Here is an 18,875-nt window from a genome sequence, read left to right as displayed (position 1 = left end):
TATCGCCGTCCACAGTATTGAGGAACCTACCGAACGACGCGTCCTCGATCGACCGCCGTCATGATCGACTGCCATCATGGGTGCATGGACGTCGTCGGCCGCTACCGCGTCGAGCGGCGGATCGGTGCCGGGGCGTTCAGTACGGTCTGGCTTGCCTACGACGACGCGCTGGCCATCCCGGTGGCGATCAAGTTGCTGAGCGACAACTGGGTCGAGCACGCCGACGTCCGGTCCCGGTTCTTGGACGAGGCTCGGCTGCTGCGCCGGATCAGCAACCCCGGAATCATCGGCGTGCACGACATCGGTCGGTTGGCCGATGGTCGGGACTACTTCGTGATGGACTACGCCGACGGTGGCACGGTGGCCGACCTGTGTGAGCAGCCGGTGCCGGTGGACACCGCGCTGCGGCTCGGCGCCGACATCGCGCACGCGGTCGGGCGACTGCACGAGAACGGTGTCCTGCATCGCGATCTCAAGCCGGCGAACGTGCTGCTGGCCAGCAAGGACGGGCAACGCCGACCGGTGCTGGCCGATCTCGGCACCGCGAAACGGCTGGCCGAGGCGTCCGGTCTGACACTGACCGCCGGCACGCCGGCCTACATGGCGCCCGAACAGGCCAAGGGCCTCGGACTGGACGAACGGACCGACGTCTACGGGGTGGCCGCGGTCTGCTACCGAATGATCGTCGGCGATGTCCCCTACCCGGGCGAGTCGGTGACCGAGATCGCCAACCGGCCACCGGACCGACATCCGGCCGTGTCCCTCGACGACCGTGGCCTGCCCGCCGGTGTGGCGGCGCTGCTGATCGACGGGCTGGCGACCGATCCCGACCGGCGTCCCGAGTCCGCCGATGCGCTGGCGGCGCGGTTGGACGCCCTCACCGCGCCCGCTTCCGATCCGGCCGGCGGACCCGGACCGCAGCGACGGACGGATCAGGAGCGAAGGGCCGACCCGGATCGCCCGTACCGTCCGACCGAGTTACGGCACGCGGGGTCGACCGATCCACGAGCAGCCGAGACGGTGCCCAGCCGTGACAGCGGCGCGGTCGTTGCCGGTGGTGCACGGGCGCTGGCACCCCGCGCCACCGCCGCCGGTGCGGTCGCACTGGTGATCGCCGTCGCCACCTGGTTGGCCCTGTCGCTGCTGCTCGGCCGCTGACCCGGCACATCTTTTTTGCGAGTTCGTGCAACAAAGCCCGCCCGACCCGACTCCTCCCGGGTGAACGCAGAACCGAACACGACCGGGAGGATCTCCGATGACAACGCACAGCAGCGCGTCGATGACCGACGTACACCCCGCGGCGCGGCGGGCCGGATCGGCGCGTCGTCGCGTTCGGCGGCTGACCGCACTGGCCGGCGCTACCCTCGCGCTCGCCGCCGGCCTGGGCGTCGCGCATACCGCGACCGCCGATGCCGCGAACTTCCCGAAGGCGACGGTGCATGCCGACGGCGGGCTGATCTCGCACCGGTCACCGAGCACCGAGTCGCCGCGGGGCTACGTCTTCGACAACGGCACCCGGCTGTCGGTGGACTGCAAGATCGACGGCAGCACCGTGAAGGGCAACGACGACTGGTACCTGATCGCCGCCGAGGGTGACGCGTCCTGGGTGTCCGGGCGTTACCTCACCGTTCACGGTGAACCGGAATACTGCGGGCTGGCGGTGACGGCGCCGGTCACCACCACCGAGCGGACCGGCGTCTTCGAGGGGCCGACGAAGAGTGACACCCGCGAAGACACCCTGCCCAAGGGCGTGGGGATGGAAGCGGTCTGCTACGTCGACTCCGAAGCCACCGGCCAGTCCCGGCAGCGCTGGGTGCTGCTGTCGGAGTCAGGCTGGGTCCGTGCCTCGGCACTCGATGCCAGCAAGAAGATCCCGTACTGCTCACAGACCGCCTGACGCCCATCGTGCACCCCCGACGTCGCGCCACCAGACCGTCGTACACGGCGGCTGACGGCGCGCCGGTCGATGGCACCCTGGTAGGAAATTCGGACACTCGGCCACAATTCCTGGCCAGCCATCCACCGAATCCCGAGCTGTCCCGGTTGCCCCGTGCTGGCTAGGCAGGCTCGATCGAGGTCGGGAGTCGGGTCAACCCACGGACGGTGTTGTTGAGGCGTCGTTGCGGTTCACCGGTCTCGAAACGTGCCACGTGCTCGGCCAGTGCCGCCAGCAGTGCATGTGCCTCCAGGCGGGCGATGCCCTGCCCGGCACACACGTGCACGCCCCGCCCGAAGGCAAGGTGCCGAGAGGCATCCCGGTCGATATCGAACGTGTCCGGGTCGCTCCATGCGCGTTCGTCGCGGTTGGCTGAGCCGAAGAGCAGGAGCACCCGAGCCCCTGCCGGCAGTTTCACCCCGTCCATCTCGTAGTCGGTGGTCACGCCCCGCGCGAACCACTGCACGGGGCTTTCCAGGCGCAGGATCTCGTTGAACGCGGCCGGGATGCGGCTACGGTCCGCGCGCAGCCGCTGCCACTGGTCGGGGTACGTGCTGAACAGCAACGCGATGGTCGACATGGCGTTGATCGTCGTGTCGAGCCCAGCGTCGACCAGCGCCGCCAGCAGGTTGACACACGATGCTCGGTCGATCTCACCGCGGTCGGCAGCCTCGTAGATCCCGCGACCGATGCTTCCCGGAGTGAGGCGGTCGGACGCCACGACGGATTCGAGATACTCCATCTTGTCTTGTTGTGACGCCAGCGACGCCCGGAAGAGTTCGTTGTCAGGACCGAAGGCGTTGAACGTGCCATCGGCCCAGGCCAGCACCTTGTCCCGCCCATCATCGGGCAGCCCGATGAGGTCCAGCAGCACCGCGACCGGAAAAGCCTTGGCCAGTTCCTCCACCGCGTCGAAGGAACGGCGACCAACCAGGGCTCGAACCATCGTGTCGGCCTGCCGGCGCACGTTCGCGCGAAAATCGTCCAACACACGCGGTGCCAGACGTTCGTTCATCACCGCCCGGAGTCGATCGTGTTCGGGAGGATCAGAGGCGAGGATCATGCCCTTCAGCGCCTGGTTCACACCATCGGTCAGGGCGATGCCGTCGGCCGACGAGAACGTCTCCCAGTCGGTGAGGGCGGCACGGACCGAAGCGTCTCGAGCGAGCGCCCAAGCGTCGATGCGTTCCAAGTACACCGCGGGTCCGGTGTCGCGCAACCGCCGGTAGGTGGGGTACGGATCAGCCAATACCTCCTCGCTGAACAGGTCAATCGACTTCATGGAGTTCTTGTCGGATACCGACATCAAACCTCCCAATGCTCAGAATGTGGGGAATTCAGCCAGCCTTTCACCGGGCGCTCCCACCGGGCCGACCGCCCCGCGGCTGCGCAATCGATCGCGTCGACGCGCGTTCGATCGTGTCGATCGGTCTCCGATCATCGTGTGAGTGTGGTTGACCCCGTTCGCGCGACAGCGGCGACCTGGCTGCTCATCTGCGCCACCGGCTCGGCCCGCACGAATACCGGACAGTCGTCCACAAATCCTGCCCGGCCGTCGGCGCCGAGTGGAATCGGCGTTCGATCTCCGCCGGCCGCCTCATCGGCACAGGAACGGGGTGTTCGGTGAACCAAGGGGTGATGGCCGGTCGTTGTGTCACGCGAGCCCTCAGCCGCACGGTCGACCGACGCTGCGCCGGGACCGGTGGGGGTCGAACACGGTACGCCGCGGACGACTGTCAGCCCTCGGCCGATCCCGACACCGATCCGGCGGCCTGCTCGATCGCGCGGGACAGCAAGGCCACGGCGTCCCGTTCGCGTCCGGAACGCAGGTTGCCGAAGCCGAGGACGAGTGCCGGCTCATCGACCGGCCGCAATCGGTAGCGGTCGAGACCGATCACGCCGACGCCGTGGGTGGCGGCAGCGCCGACGACCCGATCGACATCGGTACCGTCGGGCAGCCGCAGGACCAGGTGCAGACCGGCCGGCATGCCGGTGACTCGACACTGCGGCAGCAGTTCCTCGATCGCGGCCAGCAGGGCGGCTCGCCGTCGACGGTAAGTGGTACGCGTCGAGCGCAGATGCCGCTCGTACCAACCGTTCTTGATCATGGTGCCCATCGCGTCCACCACGAAACCGGACGGTCCGGCACCGCGTTCGAGATCCTCGGCCAGGATCTGCATGATCAACTGCTGCGGCAGCACCACCCAGCCGAGCCCGACCGAGCTGGTCAACGTCTTCGACACCGACCCGACGAGCACGACCCGATCCGGCGCCATCCCTTGCAGACTTGCCACCGGGCGTCGGTCGTAGCGGAACTCGGCGTCGTAGTCGTCCTCGATGATCGTCCCGTCCACCCGCCGGGCCCAGTCGATCAGCGCCAGCCGGCGCGACGCCGACAGTGCGACACCGGTCGGGAACTGGTGGGCCGGCGTCACGATCACTGCTCGGACGTCATGATCATCGAGCTGTTCGACACGCAACCCGTCCTGATCGACCTCGATCGGCACCAACTCCAGTCCGACCCGGCGGGCGGCATCGCGCAGTCCGTGCCAGGACGGATCCTCGACCGCGATCCGACGATGTCCGGTGGCGAACAGCAGACGCGCCACCCAACCGGTCGCAGCCGTCGCACCGGTACTCAGATTGAGCTGGGTCGGATTTTCCAGCACCTGCCGGGTCCGGCGCAGATAGTCGGTGATCACGGTCCGTGCATCCAGGCTGCCGATCATCGCACTGCCGGTCAGCCGCCCGGTCGGACGCTCCAGCACCGCACGCCGATAGCTCTCGGCCCACCGACTGCGGGGGAAGGCCGCCAGGTCGGGGACGCCCGGCGCCAGGTCGAAGCGTGGTCGCTGCTCGACCGGGATCGGTCGGGATCGGGCGCCGGTCTGTACGGCGCCGAGGTCGCGGACCCTGGTCGCCGAGCCCTGGTTCGCCGACAGGTAGCCCTCGGCGACGAGTTGGCCGTACGCCTCGGTCACGGCCCATCGCGAGCAGCCGAGCTCGCCGGCCAGCAGCCGACTCGGTGGCAACGCCGACCCGGCCGGCAGCCGGCCGTCGCGGATCCCGGACCGGAGCGCATTCATCAGCCGGCGGCTCAGTGGCGCCGAGGGGTCGCCGAGCTCCAGCGTCAGACCGGCAACCGCGACGACCTCACTCATGGCACCCTCGCCTCCGAAAGATTGGTCTGTAAATCGGTACGGTGATTGGCTCGGTTCCCCAGACCAATCTCGGCCTAGCTTAGCCACCATGGAAACTCGAATCCTGCACAGCGGAGGCACCGACCTCGAAGTGACGGTGCCCTGTCTCGGCATCATGAATCTCGGCGTGACGGTCGACGACGAGGCCTCGATGGCGATCCTCGATCGCTTCTACCAGGCCGGCGGCCGGTTCGTCGACACCTCCAACAACTACGGCTCCTGGACCCCGGGCACCACCGCCGGTGACAGCGAACGGCTGCTGGGCCGCTGGATGGCCGACCGCAAGGTCGCCGACGACATGGTGATCGCCACCAAGTGTGGGGCCGGAAAACTCGATCCCAACGGGCCGATCCTGAACGGCACTCCGCCGACCAACTACGAGGGTCTGGCGCCCGAGGTGGTCCGCAACCAGCTGACCGTCAGTCTGCGCAATCTCGGCGTGGAACGGGTCGGCGTCTACTACGGCCATGTCGACGACCGCGACCGCGACATCACCGAGGTCGCCGACACCTATTCCGCACTGGCCGAGGAAGGCTTGATCGCCATTCCGGGCCTGTCCAACACCGTGTCCTGGCGGCTGGCCGTCGCCCGCGCCCACAGCCGGCAGCACGGCCGGGCAGAGTTCGGCGCCTGGCAGCAACAGCACTCGATCTACTGGCCACGCCCGGGTTATTACGAGGCCGGCCCGGTCACCCCGGACATGATCGACTACGCCGCGAGCGAGCCGGACCTGACGATCATGAGCTACTCGCCACAGCAGGGTGGCCAGATCACACGGCCCTGGATGGCCGTCCGGGACCCGTACGATCATCCGGCCAGTCTCGATCGGCTGCGGTTGGCGCACCGGATCGCTCATGATCATGACGCCACGGCCAATCAGGTGATCATGGCCTGGCACCTGGCCGGCCCGGAGAGTCGACTGGTCTACCGGGACGGTTCCCGGACCCATGCGTTGGACGAGTTGCCGGCACGGCGGGCGGCGATGATTCCGATCTTCGGCGCCAGCTCGGTCGCCCAACTGGACGAGGCGATCGGTGCCCTGGACGTCAAGTTGTCCGACGAGGAACTGGATCTGCTGGACACCGTCTGATCATGATCGACAGATCCCCGTCGGCGCCGGGGCGGGGATCTGCCAGACTTGATCGTGGAGAACGGCTCAGACACCGATCAAGGCCCCGCGATCAAGAGGAGTGTCCTCCCCGTGCTGTACGGCGTGTCCTACTACTGGGAATACCAACCCTTCGACCGGCTCGACGACGACGTGGCGATGATGCAGCAGGCCGGCATCAACTATGCACGGATCGGCGACGCGATCTGGTCGCTCTGCGAGCCGGCCGAAGGCGACTTCCGGATCGACTGGCTGCAGCGGGTGCTGGACCGGCTGCACGCCGCCGACATCAAGATCATTCTGACCACGCCGAGCTATGCCATCCCGCCCTGGTTGCACCGGCGCCATCCCGAGGTGATGGCGATCCGCGCCGACGGCAGTCCGACACCGTACGGCGGCCGGCAGAACGTCGACATCACCAACCCCACCTACCGGCACTTCGCCGAACGGATCATCCGGCTGCTCTGGGAACGCTACGCCGATCACCCCGGGGTGATCGGTTTCCAGGTGGACAACGAGACCGGCACCGTCGGCGCGCAGAATCCGGCGGTGATCGACGCCTTCACCGAACACGTCAAGCGTCGCTACGGCACCGTGGACCGGGTGAACCAGCTGTGGGGGCTGACCTACTGGTCGCATCGGCTCGGCGACTGGGCCGACCTGTGGCCGCCGGCCGGCAACACCAGCCCGGGCTACGACCTGGAATGGCGTCGCTTCCAGGCACAGTTGACGACCGACTTCCTGCGCTGGCAGGCCGACATCGTGCGCGAGTACGCGGGTCCGGATCAGTTCGTGATCCACGACGTGGTCGGGTTCCACGGTCGCAGTGAGGCCGACCGCTATGCGATCGGCGATGCGATGGACGTCGTCGCGGAGAACTTCCCGCACGCCACCCAGGACGGGCTGGCCCACCCGCCGGTGGACGGGCTGGCGATGTATCCGGCCAACACCACCGGCCCGGGAGCGGTGCAGCTCTACCAGCGTTCCGACATGGCCTACGGGGTGAAACGGAAGAACTTCTTCATCACCGAGATGAACCCGATCAGCATCGCCAACTCCGACAACGTCTTCCCCTGCTATGACGGACAGTGGCGGATGGCGGCGTTCAGCACCATCTCCCGCGGCGCCGACATGGTCGCCTACTGGCACTGGCACAGCCTGCACTACGGCCACGAGATCTACTCCCACGGCATCCTCAATCATGATCTTGAACGCAATCGCAACTACGACGAGGTGGCCGGCATCGGCCGCGATCTGCAACGACACGGGGACACCCTCACCGGCCTGACGCCGGACAGCGAGGTCGCCTTCCTCTACTCCTATGACAGCCGGTGGGCGATGGCGAACCAGCCACCGTTGAAGACACCCGACGGCCGGCGGCCCGACGCCGGCAGCTACGCCCGGATCTTCGACGCCTTCTACCGCGGCTTCTTCGACGCCCGCGCACAGGCGGTCGTGCTTCGCGCCGGAGCCGACCTCGGCGACCATCCGGTGGTCGTCGCGCCCGGACTGTACGTGGCCGACGACCAGACCCTGGCCGGGCTGGCCGACTATGCCGAGCAGGGCGGGCATCTGGTCCTCACCTTCCGCACCGGGTACGCCGACGAGTACGCCCGGGCCCGCTGGCTGCGCGCCCCCGGCCGGCTGCGGGAGGCCGCCGGGATCGGCTACAACCTGTACTCCGATCTGGCCAAGCCGCTGCCGGTCACCGGAAGCGGCGGACTGTCGATTCCGGCCGGGGCGCAGGCGACCGGCTGGATGGACGAACTGGTGGTCGAGGACGAGGCGACCGAGGTGCTGGCGTCCTATGATCATCCGCATTTCGGCCGGTTCCCGGCCGTCACCAGTCATCGGTTCGGCAGCGGCCGGGTCAGCTACGTCGGCACCCTGCCCGATGCCGGCTTCGCCTGCTCGATCGCCGACTGGGTGCTGCGGACATCCGGTGTGACGCCGCTCGGTGCCGGTCTGCCGGAATCGGTCCGGTTCACCCGGTCGACGACCCGGGACGGACGCCGGCTGGCGTTCCTGTCCAACTGGTCCTTCGACAACCATCGCCTGCCCGACGACCTGGTTGCCGGCACCGATCTGCTCGCCGATGCCGACGTCGGTCCCGGCCGCCCGGTCGAGCTCGGTCCCTGGGACATCCGGATCATCGCCGAGGCCGACGCGCGAGACTAGTCGGCATGGCGGAGGACACGGCGACAACGACCGGCGGTCTGCGGCGCACCCTCGGGTTGCGCGACCTGATCGTCTACGGACTGCTGTTCATCGGCCCGACCGCACCGATGGGCACCTTCGGCGTACTCGATGCCCGCAGCCACGGCGCCACCGCGCTGGTGTTCGTGATCGCGACGGTCGCGATGGCGTTCACGGCCTGGTCGTATGCCCGGATGGCGGCCGCGGTGCCGCGCGCCGGATCGGTGTTCGCCTACGCGCAGACCGGCCTCGGCAGGTTCCCCGGTTTCGTGGCCGGCTGGATGCTCGGACTGGACTACCTGTTCATCCCCGCCCTGGCCTCCTTGTTCACCGGCATCGCCGCTCACTCGTTGCTGCCGGCGGTGCCGATCTGGGTGTTCACCGCGGTCGGCGTGCTGGTGATCACCGGACTGAACATCGCCGGTGTCAAGATCGCGGCGGCAATCGGGATGGTCATGCTCGGGATCGAGATCCTGCTGTTGTTGATCTTCGTCGTCGCGGCGCTGATCGTGCTGGCGCACGACGGTCCGACGCGTCCGCTGTTGTCTCCGCTGACCGGAGTCGGCGGCTTCGACCTGAGTGGCGTGTTCGGTGCGGTCTCGGTTGCCGTGCTGGCCTTCCTCGGTTTCGACGCGATCGCCAGCTTCGCCGAGGAGAACACCGGGTCACCGCGCCAGGTGGGACGGGCACTGTTGTTCTGCCTGGCCCTGGCCGGCTTGCTGTTCGTCGTCCAGACCTACCTGGCCGGGCTGTTGATCGACAAGGATCCGACAACCCTGGCGGCCCATCCCGACCAGCAGGGGACGGCGTTCTACGACATGCTCCGGCAGGCGATCGGTGGCTGGTTCGGCCAGGTCGTCACCACCGTACGAGCGATCGGGCCGATCTTCTCCGCCCTGGTCGCCCAGGCAGCGGTCAGCCGACTGATGTACGGGATGGCGCGCGACGGCCGGCTGCCGGCCGCTCTGGGCCGACTCGGTCGACGTCGACAGACGCCCCGCAACGCCATCCTGCTGTCGGCGATCGTCACCTTGATCATCTCGGTGCTCGCGGCGTTGCGTGACGACGGTCTGGACCTGCTGTCATCGATGGTCACCGTCGGCGCGCTGGTCGCCTTCGTGTTCCTGCACGGATCGGTGATCGGCTACTACGTGATCGGCCGGCGGACCGAGGCGCCGATCCGGCACGTCGTGCTGCCGGTGATCGGCGTCGCGATCGTCGTGATCGCCCTGGTACTGGCCAGCCGGCCCGCGTTGATCATCGGCGCCGGCTGGCTTATCGTCGGACTGGTGGTCGCTCTGGTGCAGCGCAGGCAGACCGGTTCACGGCCCGACGTAACGGCCGATCGGCCGTAATCTCAACGCCGGCTGGCGATACTCGTCCAGTGCGTGCGCGATCCATCCGCCGATCCGGGCGATCGCGAAGATCACCGACCCGGCTTCCGCGGGCATCCCGAAGGCCAATGCCAGCGCGGCCAGAGCGAGATCGACATTGCCGAACCCACCACTGTGCACTCGCAGCACCGCCACCAACTCCTCGGCCGCTGCCAGCGCGGGACAAGCATCAGGAAGCACCCCGCGGCGACTCAGCTCGGCCAGCCTGGCGAAGATCAATTCCGCCCGCGGGTCAACCGCGGTGTAGATCCGATGCCCGAAGCCGGGAACGCCGCCGACACCCGCAGCGATGGTCGCGGCGATCACCTCGGTGGCAGGCGTGCCGTTCGCGACCGCTGCCAGCATCCGATAGGCCGAGACGCTCGCCCGTCCGTGCAGCCCGGAGTCCAGCGCCCCGAGCGCACTGCCGACCACCGCGTACGGGTTGGCTCGGGCGGACGCGGCGGCACGCGCAGCGAGGGTGGAGACCGCAAGATCATGATCGATCAGCAGCACCAGGGCGGTGTCGAGCAGACCGACGAGTTGATCATGATCGATCGCGGAATCGGGTGCGGTCAGCGCCGCTGCCAGACAACCGGCCACCGTCGTCTGCTCCGGCCCTCCGGCGAGGGCCGCCGCCAGCGTGATCATCATGGCGCCGGCACGGTGTGCGACCGACTGCGGGTCGCGGTCCTCGCGGAGCGGATCCGCACCGGCGATCACCGGAACCGCAATCCGGATCCGGTCGTCCAGCGCCGTCTCCGGCGGCAGCGCAGCGAAGACCGCGATCACGCGTTCGACCGCGTCCGGCAGCGGCCGGAATCGGACGGCGTCGTCCAGTCCGCCACGCCAGACCCAGTGGCACACCGCTTCGAACCGATAGCGGCCGACCAGGTCGGCTACCGGTCGGCCGCGGTAGTAGAGCTCGTCGTCCTCGATCAGCGCGACCTCGGTGTCGATGGTCATCAGCGGGCCACCGATCGGCCGACCGTCCTTCAACTGGACCGGCGACCGGTCCGCACCGCGCCGACGGGAGGCGGCGAACCGTTCGACCTCCAACGGATCGAAGGACGAGCCCGAAGGGCCGCGTTCCCGGCCGAGCAGGCCGCGCGAGACGTAGGCGTACAGCGTCTCGGGTTTGACGCCGAGCCGCGCAGCGGTCTCCGCCGCCGTCAGCCGGGTCGGGTTCATCTGCTCTGCACCTCACATTGATCGAATCAACGTTGATCGGGTGGTCACTCAAGTATGACTCTGGAGGAAACTGAGCTTCGGGAGGTCGAGATGACAACGCAGCCGCAGCAGCACCAGCCGGCGCGGGTGGTTCGGGATCGGATGGACGACAGCCTGATCGACGTGCCGGCAGGCCTGGCCGGCGTGGTCGCCGCCGAGACGGCCATCGGCGACGTCCGCGGCCTGGAGGGGTTCTATCACTATCGGCAGTACTCGGCCGTCGAGCTCGCCACCCGGAAACCCTTCGAGGACGTCTGGCACCTGATGATCGCCGGTTCACTGCCGACGGATGCCGAGCGGGAGCGCTTCGCCGCCGACGTCCGGGCCGCCCGTTCACTGCCGGTGACGGTGCAGGCAGAACTGCCGGCCATCGCCGCGGCCACCGCCGGTGCGGACTCGTTGGCCGGTCTGCGCGCCGCGCTCGCGCTGGCCGCCGGAGCGTACGGCTTCGCGCCGCTGTACGACCAGGACGAGGCCGGTCGGCGACAGCATGCGATCACCGTCGGAGCGATCACACCGGTGCTGCTGGCAACGCTGCACCGGGCCCGCAACGGTCTGTCGCCGATCCCGCCCCGGGACGATCTGGATCACGCGGCGAACTACTACTGGATGCTGACCGGTAGCGAGCCCGACCAACGACAGTGGCACGCCCTGAATGCCTACCTGATCTCCACCATCGACCACGGCTTCAACGCGTCCACCTTCACCGCCCGGGTGATCGCCTCGACCGGCGCCGACCTGGGCGCTGCGGTGCTCGGCGCTCTCGGATCGCTGTCCGGGCCGCTGCACGGCGGTGCGCCGAGCCGGGCGCTGGACACCCTGGATGCGATCGGCAGCCCGGACAAGATCGACGGCTGGGTCCGCAACGCGGTCGGTTCCGGACAGCGGATGATGGGTTTCGGCCACCCGATCTATCGGACCGAAGACCCGCGGTCGGCGATGTTGAAGGAGATCGCCCGCGGCTTCGGCGGTGCCCGGGTCGACTTTGCGATCGAGGTGGAGCGGAGCGTGCTGGCCATCCTCGCCGAGCTCAAGCCCGGCCGGGCCCTGCACACCAACGTCGAGTTCTTCGCCGGCGTCGTGATGGAGGCCTGCGACATCCCGCGGGAGATGTTCACCCCGACCTTCGCCACCGGCCGGATGATCGGCTGGACCGCGCACATCCTGGAGCAGGCCGCCGACTCCAAGATCATCCGGCCGTCCTCGCGGTACGTCGGAGCACCGCCGCCACAGCCGTTCGACTGACCGGGACCGACCGTTCCCTGGTGGACGGTGCGCCGACCTGTTGCCGTCATTCGCTACGATGACGCGACATCATGGACGAGCCTCCTCCTGCGAACCCTCAAAGTCCGCGGCCCCGCCTCCGTCGGCGGGGCTTCCTTAGGAGCGTGCTGAACGATCTGTCCTGCTCCGCGGCGCGCTGCACGCACATCGGCTGCGTTGCGCTCCTTCAACGTGCTGACGCACGCCCTCAGTCGCGCGCCTTGCCGCTGCACGCACATCGCGCCGCTCGCGACGGACAGATCGTTCAGCACCCTCCTACCGCGACGTGCCCCGATCGGGGCGCTGATCGGTGACCTTCGAATGGATCATGCTCGGTGTCGGCGTGCTGCTGACCTTCGGCACCGGGGTGTTCGTGGCCGCCGAGTTCGCCCTGGTCAATCTGGACCGCGCCGACCTGGAGTCCCGCCGCGACCGTGGTGAGAGCGGGCTCGGCCCGACCATCAAGGCGCTGCGAATCACCTCCACCCACCTGTCCGGCGCCCAACTCGGCATCACCCTGACCACCCTGCTGACCGGCTACACCTTCGAACCAGCGCTGTCCGAGCTGATCACGCCGGCATTGGCGGCGACTCCGCTGCCGGACGGTTCGGTCGGCGCCGTCGCGACCGTGATCGGCGTCCTGCTGGCGACCATCGGCTCGATGGTCGTCGGCGAGCTGATCCCGAAGAACTTCGCGATCTCGGTCCCGGTCCGAGCGGCCAAGCTGGTCGTCCCGCTGCAGGCCGCGTTCACCACCGTGTTCAAGCCTCTGGTGCTGCTGTTGAACACCAGCGCGAACGCCATCGTGCGCGCGTTGGGCGTGGAGCCGCAGGAGGAGCTGTCCGGCGCCCGGACCGCGGAGGAGCTGTCCTCCCTGGTTCGCCGCTCGGCCACCGAGGGCACCTTGGAATCGGAGCAGGCGGCGCTGCTCGGCCGCTCGCTGCAGTTCGCCGAACGGGTCGCCGAGGACGTGATGACGCCCCGGGTCCGGCTGGAGACCGTACGCCGCAACGACACCGCGCAGAGCGTGATCGAACTGACCCGGGAGACCGGCATCTCCCGCTATCCGGTGCAGGGCAGCGACATCGACGACATCGTCGGCCTGGTGCACGTCAAGAACGCCTACGCCATCCCGCCGACCGAACGCCGTACGGTCCGGGTCGCACAACTGATGACCGAACCGCTGCGGGTGCCGGACACGATCGGCGTCGGGCTGCTGCTCCCCCAGCTGCGGCACGCGCCGCTGCAGTCGGCGATCGTTGCCGACGAGTACGGCGGCACCGCCGGCCTGACCACCATCGAGGACCTGATCGAGGAACTGATCGGCGACGTCGTCGACGAGCACGACTCGGAGTCACCTCGGGTGGTCGCCGAGGGCGAGGATCTGATCATCGACGCCTCGCTGCGGCCGGACGAGCTGCGCGGCGCATCCGGCGTCGACGTACCGGAGGGCTCGGACTACGAGACCGTGGCCGGTTTCGTCACCGGTGAGCTCGGCCGACTGGCCGAGCCGGGTGATGAGGTACGGATCGACACCGGCACGCTGCGGGTGATCGCTGTCGAGGAACGCCGGATCGATCGGCTGCGCTACATCCCCGATCCGGACCTCGACGACGACGAGAAGGACAAGGAGGCCGGCCGATGAACGGCGATCTGGTCGGCCTGATCGCGTTGGTCGTGCTGCTGTTGATCAACGCCTACTTCGTCGGCGCCGAATTCGCGGTGATCTCCGCCCGCCGGTCGCAGATCGAACCGCGGGCCGAACAGGGCAGCGCGGCCGCCCGGACGACGTTGTGGGCGATGGAACACGCCACCCTGATGCTGGCCACCACCCAGCTCGGGATCACGGTCTGTTCGCTGCTGATCCTGAACGTGTCGGAGCCCGCGATCCACCACCTGCTGGAGATCCCGCTGCATGCGATCGGGCTGCCGGAGTCGGTGATCGGGGTGGCGGCGTTCGTGATCACGCTGGCGTTGGTCACCTTCCTGCACGTCGTGCTCGGCGAGATGGTGCCCAAGAACCTGTCCTTCTCGGTCCCCGACCGGGCCGCGTTGCTGCTCGCTCCCCCACTGGTCTTCCTCGGCCGCCTGGTCAAGCCGATCATCGTCGCGCTGAACTGGATCGCCAACACCGTGATCAAGCTGTTCGGCATCGAGCCCAAGGACGAGGCGACCAGCGCCTACACCTTGGAGGAGGTCGCCACCATCGTCCGGCAGTCGGAGGAAGCCGGGGTGTTGGAGGACGCCGACGGCCGGGTGTCGGCGGCTCTGGAGTTCACCGCCAAGACCGTTGCCGAGCTGGTGGTGCCGACCCGGCAGGTCGTCTCGGTGGCGCCGCAGGCGACGCCGGCCGACATCCAGCGGCTGGTCGCCGAGCACGGCTTCTCCCGCTATCTGATCGCCGACGACGGCCAGCCGACCGGCTACGTCCATCTCAAGGACTTCCTCGACCTGGACGACGTGAAGACCTGGGATCGGCCGCTACCGGCCGACCGGATCCGGAAGCTGTTGCGGGTCTCGGAGTCCAGCGAGGCCGAGGACGCCCTGCGGGCGATGCGCTCGAACAGCTCGCACCTGGCGCTGACCACCGACGACACCGACAGCGTCACCGGCGTGATCTTCCTCGAGGACGTGCTGGAGGAACTGGTCGGACAGATCGAGGACACCACCACCAACGCCGACTAGCCTCGATCTGCTCGTCGGTACGGCCGCCGGGCGATCATCTCATCCGGTCGACCAGCGTCGTTCACCGTCGACCACCTCATCGGTCGGAGCCATTCCGAGTCTGTGGGCGATCGCCTCGGAAGCGCGATGATCGGGGTGGATGTGGGCGATCAATCGCGTTGGCCTCAGCTGATCGGCGACCAGGCCCGCGGCACGGGCTGCGATCCCGCGACCCTGCCACGGCATGCCGACCACCCAGGCCAGCTCGGCGGTCGCCCGATCCGCGGCGAGGGGCTCCGCGGCGAGGGGCTCCGCGGCGACGGTCGCCTGGAGGTAGCCGACCGCCGGCCGGTCGGGGTCGAGACGGAGTCTGATCACCCAGTTCAGCCACCACTGGGTACGGTCCGATGAATGGCCGGCCACCTGTCGGGCATACCGATGCCGTAGTTCTGCCAGCGTCGGCGCACTGCCACCGGTGAACGCGTACAACTGCGGGTCGGCCAATACTTCGACCATCTCCTCGGCGTGCTCGACCGTCAGCGGCTCCAGGATCAGCAGCCCGTCGTTCAACGGTTCGCGTCGCAACTGCTCTGGGCTCGGGGGTTCTGGGCTCAGCGGTTCTGGGCTCAGGGGTTCTGGGCTCAGGGGTTCTGGGCTCAGGGGTTCTGGGCTCAGGGGTTCTGGGCTCAGGGGTTCTGGGCTCAGGGGTTCTGGCCGCATGCGCGCTCCAGTGCCGTCCCGCAGTCCAGCTCGGTGGCCGATCCGAGGACCAGCTCGGCATGCCCGACCCGGTCCGGATCGACGTAGGGGTTGGGAATCGCGATGCAGGGCAGCCCGGCGCGGTGCGCGGCGGTGACGCCGTGCGGGGTGTCCTCGACCGCGATCGCGTCAGCGGCGTCGATGCCGAGCCGGCGCAGCGCCAACTGGTAGACCGACGGGTCAGGTTTGTGACCCGACACCTCCTCACCACCGGCGATCACGGTGAACCGGTCCAGCAGTCCGACCCGTTCGAGATGCCCGATCACCCAGGTCGTCTCCGAGGACGAGGCGACCGCGAGCCGGAGCCCGCGAGCGCCGGCCTGCTCGATCCAGTCGCCGATCCCCGGTCGAAGGTCCAGTCGGGTGTGCAGCTCTTCGCGATACCGGGTCCGACGACGATGGCTGAGCTCCCGGTCGAACTCGGCACCGACGGCTGCTGCCAGCTGGGCGGATCGTTCCTCGGCGACGCTGCCGCCATGATCAGCGAAGAAGCCGCTGCGGTCGAGCGTCAGTCCCCACTGTCGCCATTCGTACTCCCAGCTCAGCAGGGCCGTCGTCTCGGTGTCCATCAGCAGCCCGTCGAAGTCGAAGACGATGGCCGAGAGTGACGGACCTTGATCAGTCGACATGGCACCCATCGTGACACGACCGGTGCATCCACCCGAACTGCACGGGGCGGATCGCATGGTTGATCATCGGCCAGGTCGTCCGGTCGACTCCCGGATGATCAACTCCGCTCCTTGGGCGGTCGGTTGCCGACCGTCTCCGAGCAGCGCGCCGACCGCCTCGATCCCCTTCCTACCAAGGCTTTCGGCACCAAGATCAACAGTGGTCAGCCCGGGCCGCAGGATCTGCGCGGCGTCGACGTCATCCATCCCGACGACGGACAGATCGGTCGGGACACCCAGCCCGAGCTGATCGGCAGCGTGGTAGACCGCAACCGCGAGCACGTCGTCGTCGCAGACCACCGCAGTCGGTCGCTGCGGGGACGCCAGCAGGTCACGAGCACAGCCTCGGGCCAGGTCGAGATCGCCCGCCTGGCGGACCGGTCGTTCGGACACCCGGAGTCCGTCGGTGGCGGCGGCGAACGCGGCCTGCCGGGCCCGGAACGTGTAGTCGTCGATGGCGTAGCGGAGCCGGCCGATCCGGCGATGCCCCAGGTCGCGCAGATGGCTGAGGAGTCGGCGCATGCCGTCGGCCACGTCGAGTTCCACGACCAGTCGGTCAGGGCCCGCGGAAGCGAGATCCGGGTCGGCATCGAGGAAGACCAACGGGACGCCCGACGGAAGACGTTCGAGCTGTTGATCGGTCGGCGAGCAGAAGATCAGCGCGTCGAACTGAGTGTTGGTGGCGATTCTGACCAGCTTGTCGGCATCCCAACTCGAACTGGCCACCACCGTCAGGTCGCCGGCCTCGGCGGCCTCGTGGGCGCCGGCCAGGACACGGGAGAAGTACGGCGCCCGGATGTCCGGCACGGCCAGCAGCACCAGTCCGGAACGACCGAGCCGTAGCTGCCGTCCGGATGCCTGCGGAAGGTAACCGAGCTGCCGCGCCACGGCACGCACCCGGGCCCGGGTCTGCTCCGACACCCGGGTCGCAGCGGCGTCGGAGAAGACCAGCGAGACGGTGGCCTGGGAGACGCCGGCGGCGCGGGCGACGTCGTGTCCGGTCACCCGACGGTTCGACGATGCTCGAGCTCCGGCCACGCCTGCACCCTACCGCTGGCAAACCCATTTGGAGCACCCGTTGTCATACGTATAACTTGACCATGTGAACCCGCTCCTCGTGCTGCGCCGTACCCACGTCGCGAGGTTGATGGCCGGCACCCTGAGCGGTCGGCTGCCCAGCGCCATGGCCGCGGTGATGATCCCGCTGATCCTGCGCGAGCACGAGGCCGACTACGGATTCGTCGGGCTGGTCGCCGCGGTGTACGCGATCGCCTCCGCCGTCGGCGGGCCGATGCTCGCCCGGTTGGTCGATCGGGTCGGACAACCCTGGGTGCTCGTCGGCTCGTCGGTGCTGTCCGGTCTCGGCTTCATCGTGATCGCGGTCGCCGCGCAGCAGCACGGGGTGGTGGTGATCGCAGCGGCCGTCGCGGGCGCGGCGATGCCGCCGCTGGAACCGTGCCTGCGCGCCCTCTGGCCCGATGTCGTCGACCATGATCAACTCGACGCCGCGTACGCGGTCGACTCGGCGGCCCAGGAATTGATCTTCGTCGGCGGGCCGTTGCTGGTCAGTGTCTGCGTCGCGCTCGGCAGCGCGGCGCATTCGCTGTGGCTCGGCGCGGGGCTCGGCCTGCTCGGTTCGATCGTGGTGGCAACCGCCGGACCGTCCCGGCATTGGCGAGCACCGCGGCGTTCGGCGGACTGGCTCGGCCCGCTGCGCAGCAGCGGCCTCGTCGTCCTGCTGCTGAGCCTGGCCGGCGTCGGTGGCGCCCTCGGGATGATCAGCATCTTCGCCGTCGCCTACGCCGAACAGCACCCGGTCCCCGGCGGCGCACCGGTGCTGCTGGCGATCAATGCCGCCGGAGCATTGACCGGCGGCATCGCCTACGGCGCCGTTCGGTGGAGCGGGCCGGCCGCCGGCCGGATCGCACCGCTGTTGGTCGGCTACACCGTCGCGTACGGCCTGCTGGTGCTCAGCCCCGGCGTCGCGGTGACGATCATCCTGATGTACGCCACCGGTCTCTTCCTGGCGCCCATCCTGGCCGCATCCTTCGCCGAGGTCGGAACGCTCGCACCGCCCGGCACCACGACCGAGGCCTTCGCCTGGCTGGTCAGCCTGATGACCGTCGGCGTCTCCCTGGGATCCGCCGTGACCGGCATCCTGATCGGCTCCGGTTCACTCCCCCGAGCAGCCCTGACCGGTGTCGTGTCCGCCGCCCTGGGACTACTCACCCTGCTGCTGGGTCGATCCCGCCTCACCCCAGCGCAGCCGGCTGCCCACTAGGAGAACTGGCGGCGTCCGGCGTCCATCCTCCTCGTCGGCGATGATCACCACGGCGCCAACGTGAGCCGCCCGCAGAACGGGGATTTCGGCCCCATGGTTGGGTTTCGGGTGTGGCGGGCGTTGCGTCGCGGCCGGTCGCCGAACGCAACCTGATCACCAGAGGTGAGCCGGCCGCGATGCTGGGCGGAAACCCAACC

15 protein-coding genes are annotated in these 18,875 nt (G+C 68.7%); 9 read left to right on the top strand and 6 right to left on the bottom strand.

Annotated elements, in window-relative coordinates:
- The first annotated feature begins 84 nt into the window (after nucleotides 1–84).
- Both BLU38_RS18755 and BLU38_RS18750 read left to right on the top strand, forming a co-directional pair.
- Nucleotides 85–1,158, top strand: coding sequence for a serine/threonine-protein kinase (locus BLU38_RS18755; protein WP_157683553.1), 1,074 nt, complete (start codon nucleotides 85–87; stop codon nucleotides 1,156–1,158).
- 97 nt (nucleotides 1,159–1,255) lie between these two features.
- Nucleotides 1,256–1,897: an SH3 domain-containing protein gene (locus tag BLU38_RS18750; RefSeq protein WP_091526985.1), complete on the top strand. Its 642-nt coding sequence runs from the start codon at nucleotides 1,256–1,258 to the stop codon at nucleotides 1,895–1,897.
- A gap of 160 nt (nucleotides 1,898–2,057) precedes the next feature.
- On the opposite strand, the gene BLU38_RS18745 is transcribed toward BLU38_RS18750, so the two are convergent.
- Both BLU38_RS18745 and pdxR read right to left on the bottom strand, forming a co-directional pair.
- Entirely contained in the window at nucleotides 2,058–3,242 is a 1,185-nt protein-coding gene (locus BLU38_RS18745) for a cytochrome P450 (protein WP_091526984.1), read from the bottom strand.
- A 430-nt stretch (nucleotides 3,243–3,672) separates the two neighbouring features.
- On the bottom strand, nucleotides 3,673–5,097 hold the full coding sequence (gene pdxR, locus BLU38_RS30970; protein ID WP_172836178.1) for a MocR-like pyridoxine biosynthesis transcription factor PdxR: 1,425 nt from the start codon (nucleotides 5,095–5,097) through the stop codon (nucleotides 3,673–3,675).
- Nucleotides 5,098–5,185: 88 nt separating this feature from the next.
- Between pdxR and BLU38_RS18730 the strand changes: the two genes are divergently transcribed.
- The 3 genes from BLU38_RS18730 to BLU38_RS18720 all read left to right on the top strand — a co-directional run bounded on the left by BLU38_RS18730 (nucleotide 5,186) and on the right by BLU38_RS18720 (nucleotide 9,795).
- Nucleotides 5,186–6,226, top strand: a complete 1,041-nt coding sequence (locus tag BLU38_RS18730) for an aldo/keto reductase (protein WP_091526983.1) — start codon at nucleotides 5,186–5,188, stop codon at nucleotides 6,224–6,226.
- Between the two features lie 111 nt (nucleotides 6,227–6,337).
- On the top strand, nucleotides 6,338–8,422 hold the full coding sequence (locus BLU38_RS18725) for a beta-galactosidase (protein ID WP_197679776.1): 2,085 nt from the start codon (nucleotides 6,338–6,340) through the stop codon (nucleotides 8,420–8,422).
- Between the two features lie 5 nt (nucleotides 8,423–8,427).
- Nucleotides 8,428–9,795 carry an APC family permease gene (locus BLU38_RS18720; protein ID WP_091526982.1) on the top strand — a complete coding sequence of 456 codons (1,368 nt, stop codon included), beginning with the start codon at nucleotides 8,428–8,430 and terminating at the stop codon, nucleotides 9,793–9,795.
- Here the strand turns inward: BLU38_RS18720 and BLU38_RS18715 are convergent.
- A complete protein-coding gene (locus tag BLU38_RS18715; RefSeq protein WP_091526981.1) occupies nucleotides 9,763–11,004 on the bottom strand; it encodes a citrate synthase in 1,242 nt (413 codons plus the stop codon). The two genes, BLU38_RS18720 and BLU38_RS18715, sit on opposite strands and share 33 nt — an antisense overlap.
- Nucleotides 11,005–11,094: 90 nt before the next feature.
- Here BLU38_RS18715 and BLU38_RS18710 point away from each other — a divergent pair, with 90 nt between their 5' ends.
- The 3 genes from BLU38_RS18710 to BLU38_RS18700 all read left to right on the top strand — a co-directional run bounded on the left by BLU38_RS18710 (nucleotide 11,095) and on the right by BLU38_RS18700 (nucleotide 14,991).
- Nucleotides 11,095–12,288, top strand: a complete 1,194-nt coding sequence (locus BLU38_RS18710) for a citrate synthase/methylcitrate synthase (RefSeq protein ID WP_231919923.1) — start codon at nucleotides 11,095–11,097, stop codon at nucleotides 12,286–12,288.
- A gap of 328 nt (nucleotides 12,289–12,616) precedes the next feature.
- Nucleotides 12,617–13,951 carry a hemolysin family protein gene (locus BLU38_RS18705; RefSeq protein WP_197679775.1) on the top strand — a complete coding sequence of 445 codons (1,335 nt, stop codon included), beginning with the start codon at nucleotides 12,617–12,619 and terminating at the stop codon, nucleotides 13,949–13,951.
- The gene (locus tag BLU38_RS18700) at nucleotides 13,948–14,991 is read left to right on the top strand and encodes a hemolysin family protein (RefSeq protein WP_091526980.1); all 1,044 of its coding nucleotides are present in this window, start codon (nucleotides 13,948–13,950) and stop codon (nucleotides 14,989–14,991) included. Before BLU38_RS18705 ends, BLU38_RS18700 begins: the two co-directional genes overlap by 4 nt.
- A 39-nt stretch (nucleotides 14,992–15,030) precedes the next feature.
- Here the strand turns inward: BLU38_RS18700 and BLU38_RS18695 are convergent, their stop codons facing one another.
- The 3 genes from BLU38_RS18695 to BLU38_RS18685 form a co-directional block, all read right to left on the bottom strand.
- On the bottom strand, nucleotides 15,031–15,555 hold the full coding sequence (locus BLU38_RS18695) for a GNAT family N-acetyltransferase (RefSeq protein WP_231919922.1): 525 nt from the start codon (nucleotides 15,553–15,555) through the stop codon (nucleotides 15,031–15,033).
- A 116-nt stretch (nucleotides 15,556–15,671) separates the two neighbouring features.
- The gene (locus tag BLU38_RS18690) at nucleotides 15,672–16,358 is read right to left on the bottom strand and encodes an HAD family hydrolase (protein ID WP_231919921.1); all 687 of its coding nucleotides are present in this window, start codon (nucleotides 16,356–16,358) and stop codon (nucleotides 15,672–15,674) included.
- 63 nt (nucleotides 16,359–16,421) lie between these two features.
- Nucleotides 16,422–17,435, bottom strand: coding sequence for a LacI family DNA-binding transcriptional regulator (locus BLU38_RS18685; RefSeq protein ID WP_091526977.1), 1,014 nt, complete (start codon nucleotides 17,433–17,435; stop codon nucleotides 16,422–16,424).
- Nucleotides 17,436–17,499: 64 nt separating this feature from the next.
- On the opposite strand from BLU38_RS18685, the gene BLU38_RS18680 reads away from it, so the two are divergent.
- Entirely contained in the window at nucleotides 17,500–18,678 is a 1,179-nt protein-coding gene (locus BLU38_RS18680; RefSeq protein WP_157683551.1) for an MFS transporter, read from the top strand.
- The last annotated feature ends 197 nt before the right edge of the window (nucleotides 18,679–18,875 follow it).

The sequence above is a fragment of the Microlunatus soli genome, assembly GCF_900105385.1.
GTDB lineage: Bacteria > Actinomycetota > Actinomycetes > Propionibacteriales > Propionibacteriaceae > Microlunatus > Microlunatus soli.
The sequence above is the reverse complement of the archived record's forward strand: the minus strand, read 5'-3'. Positions and strand labels throughout refer to the sequence as shown.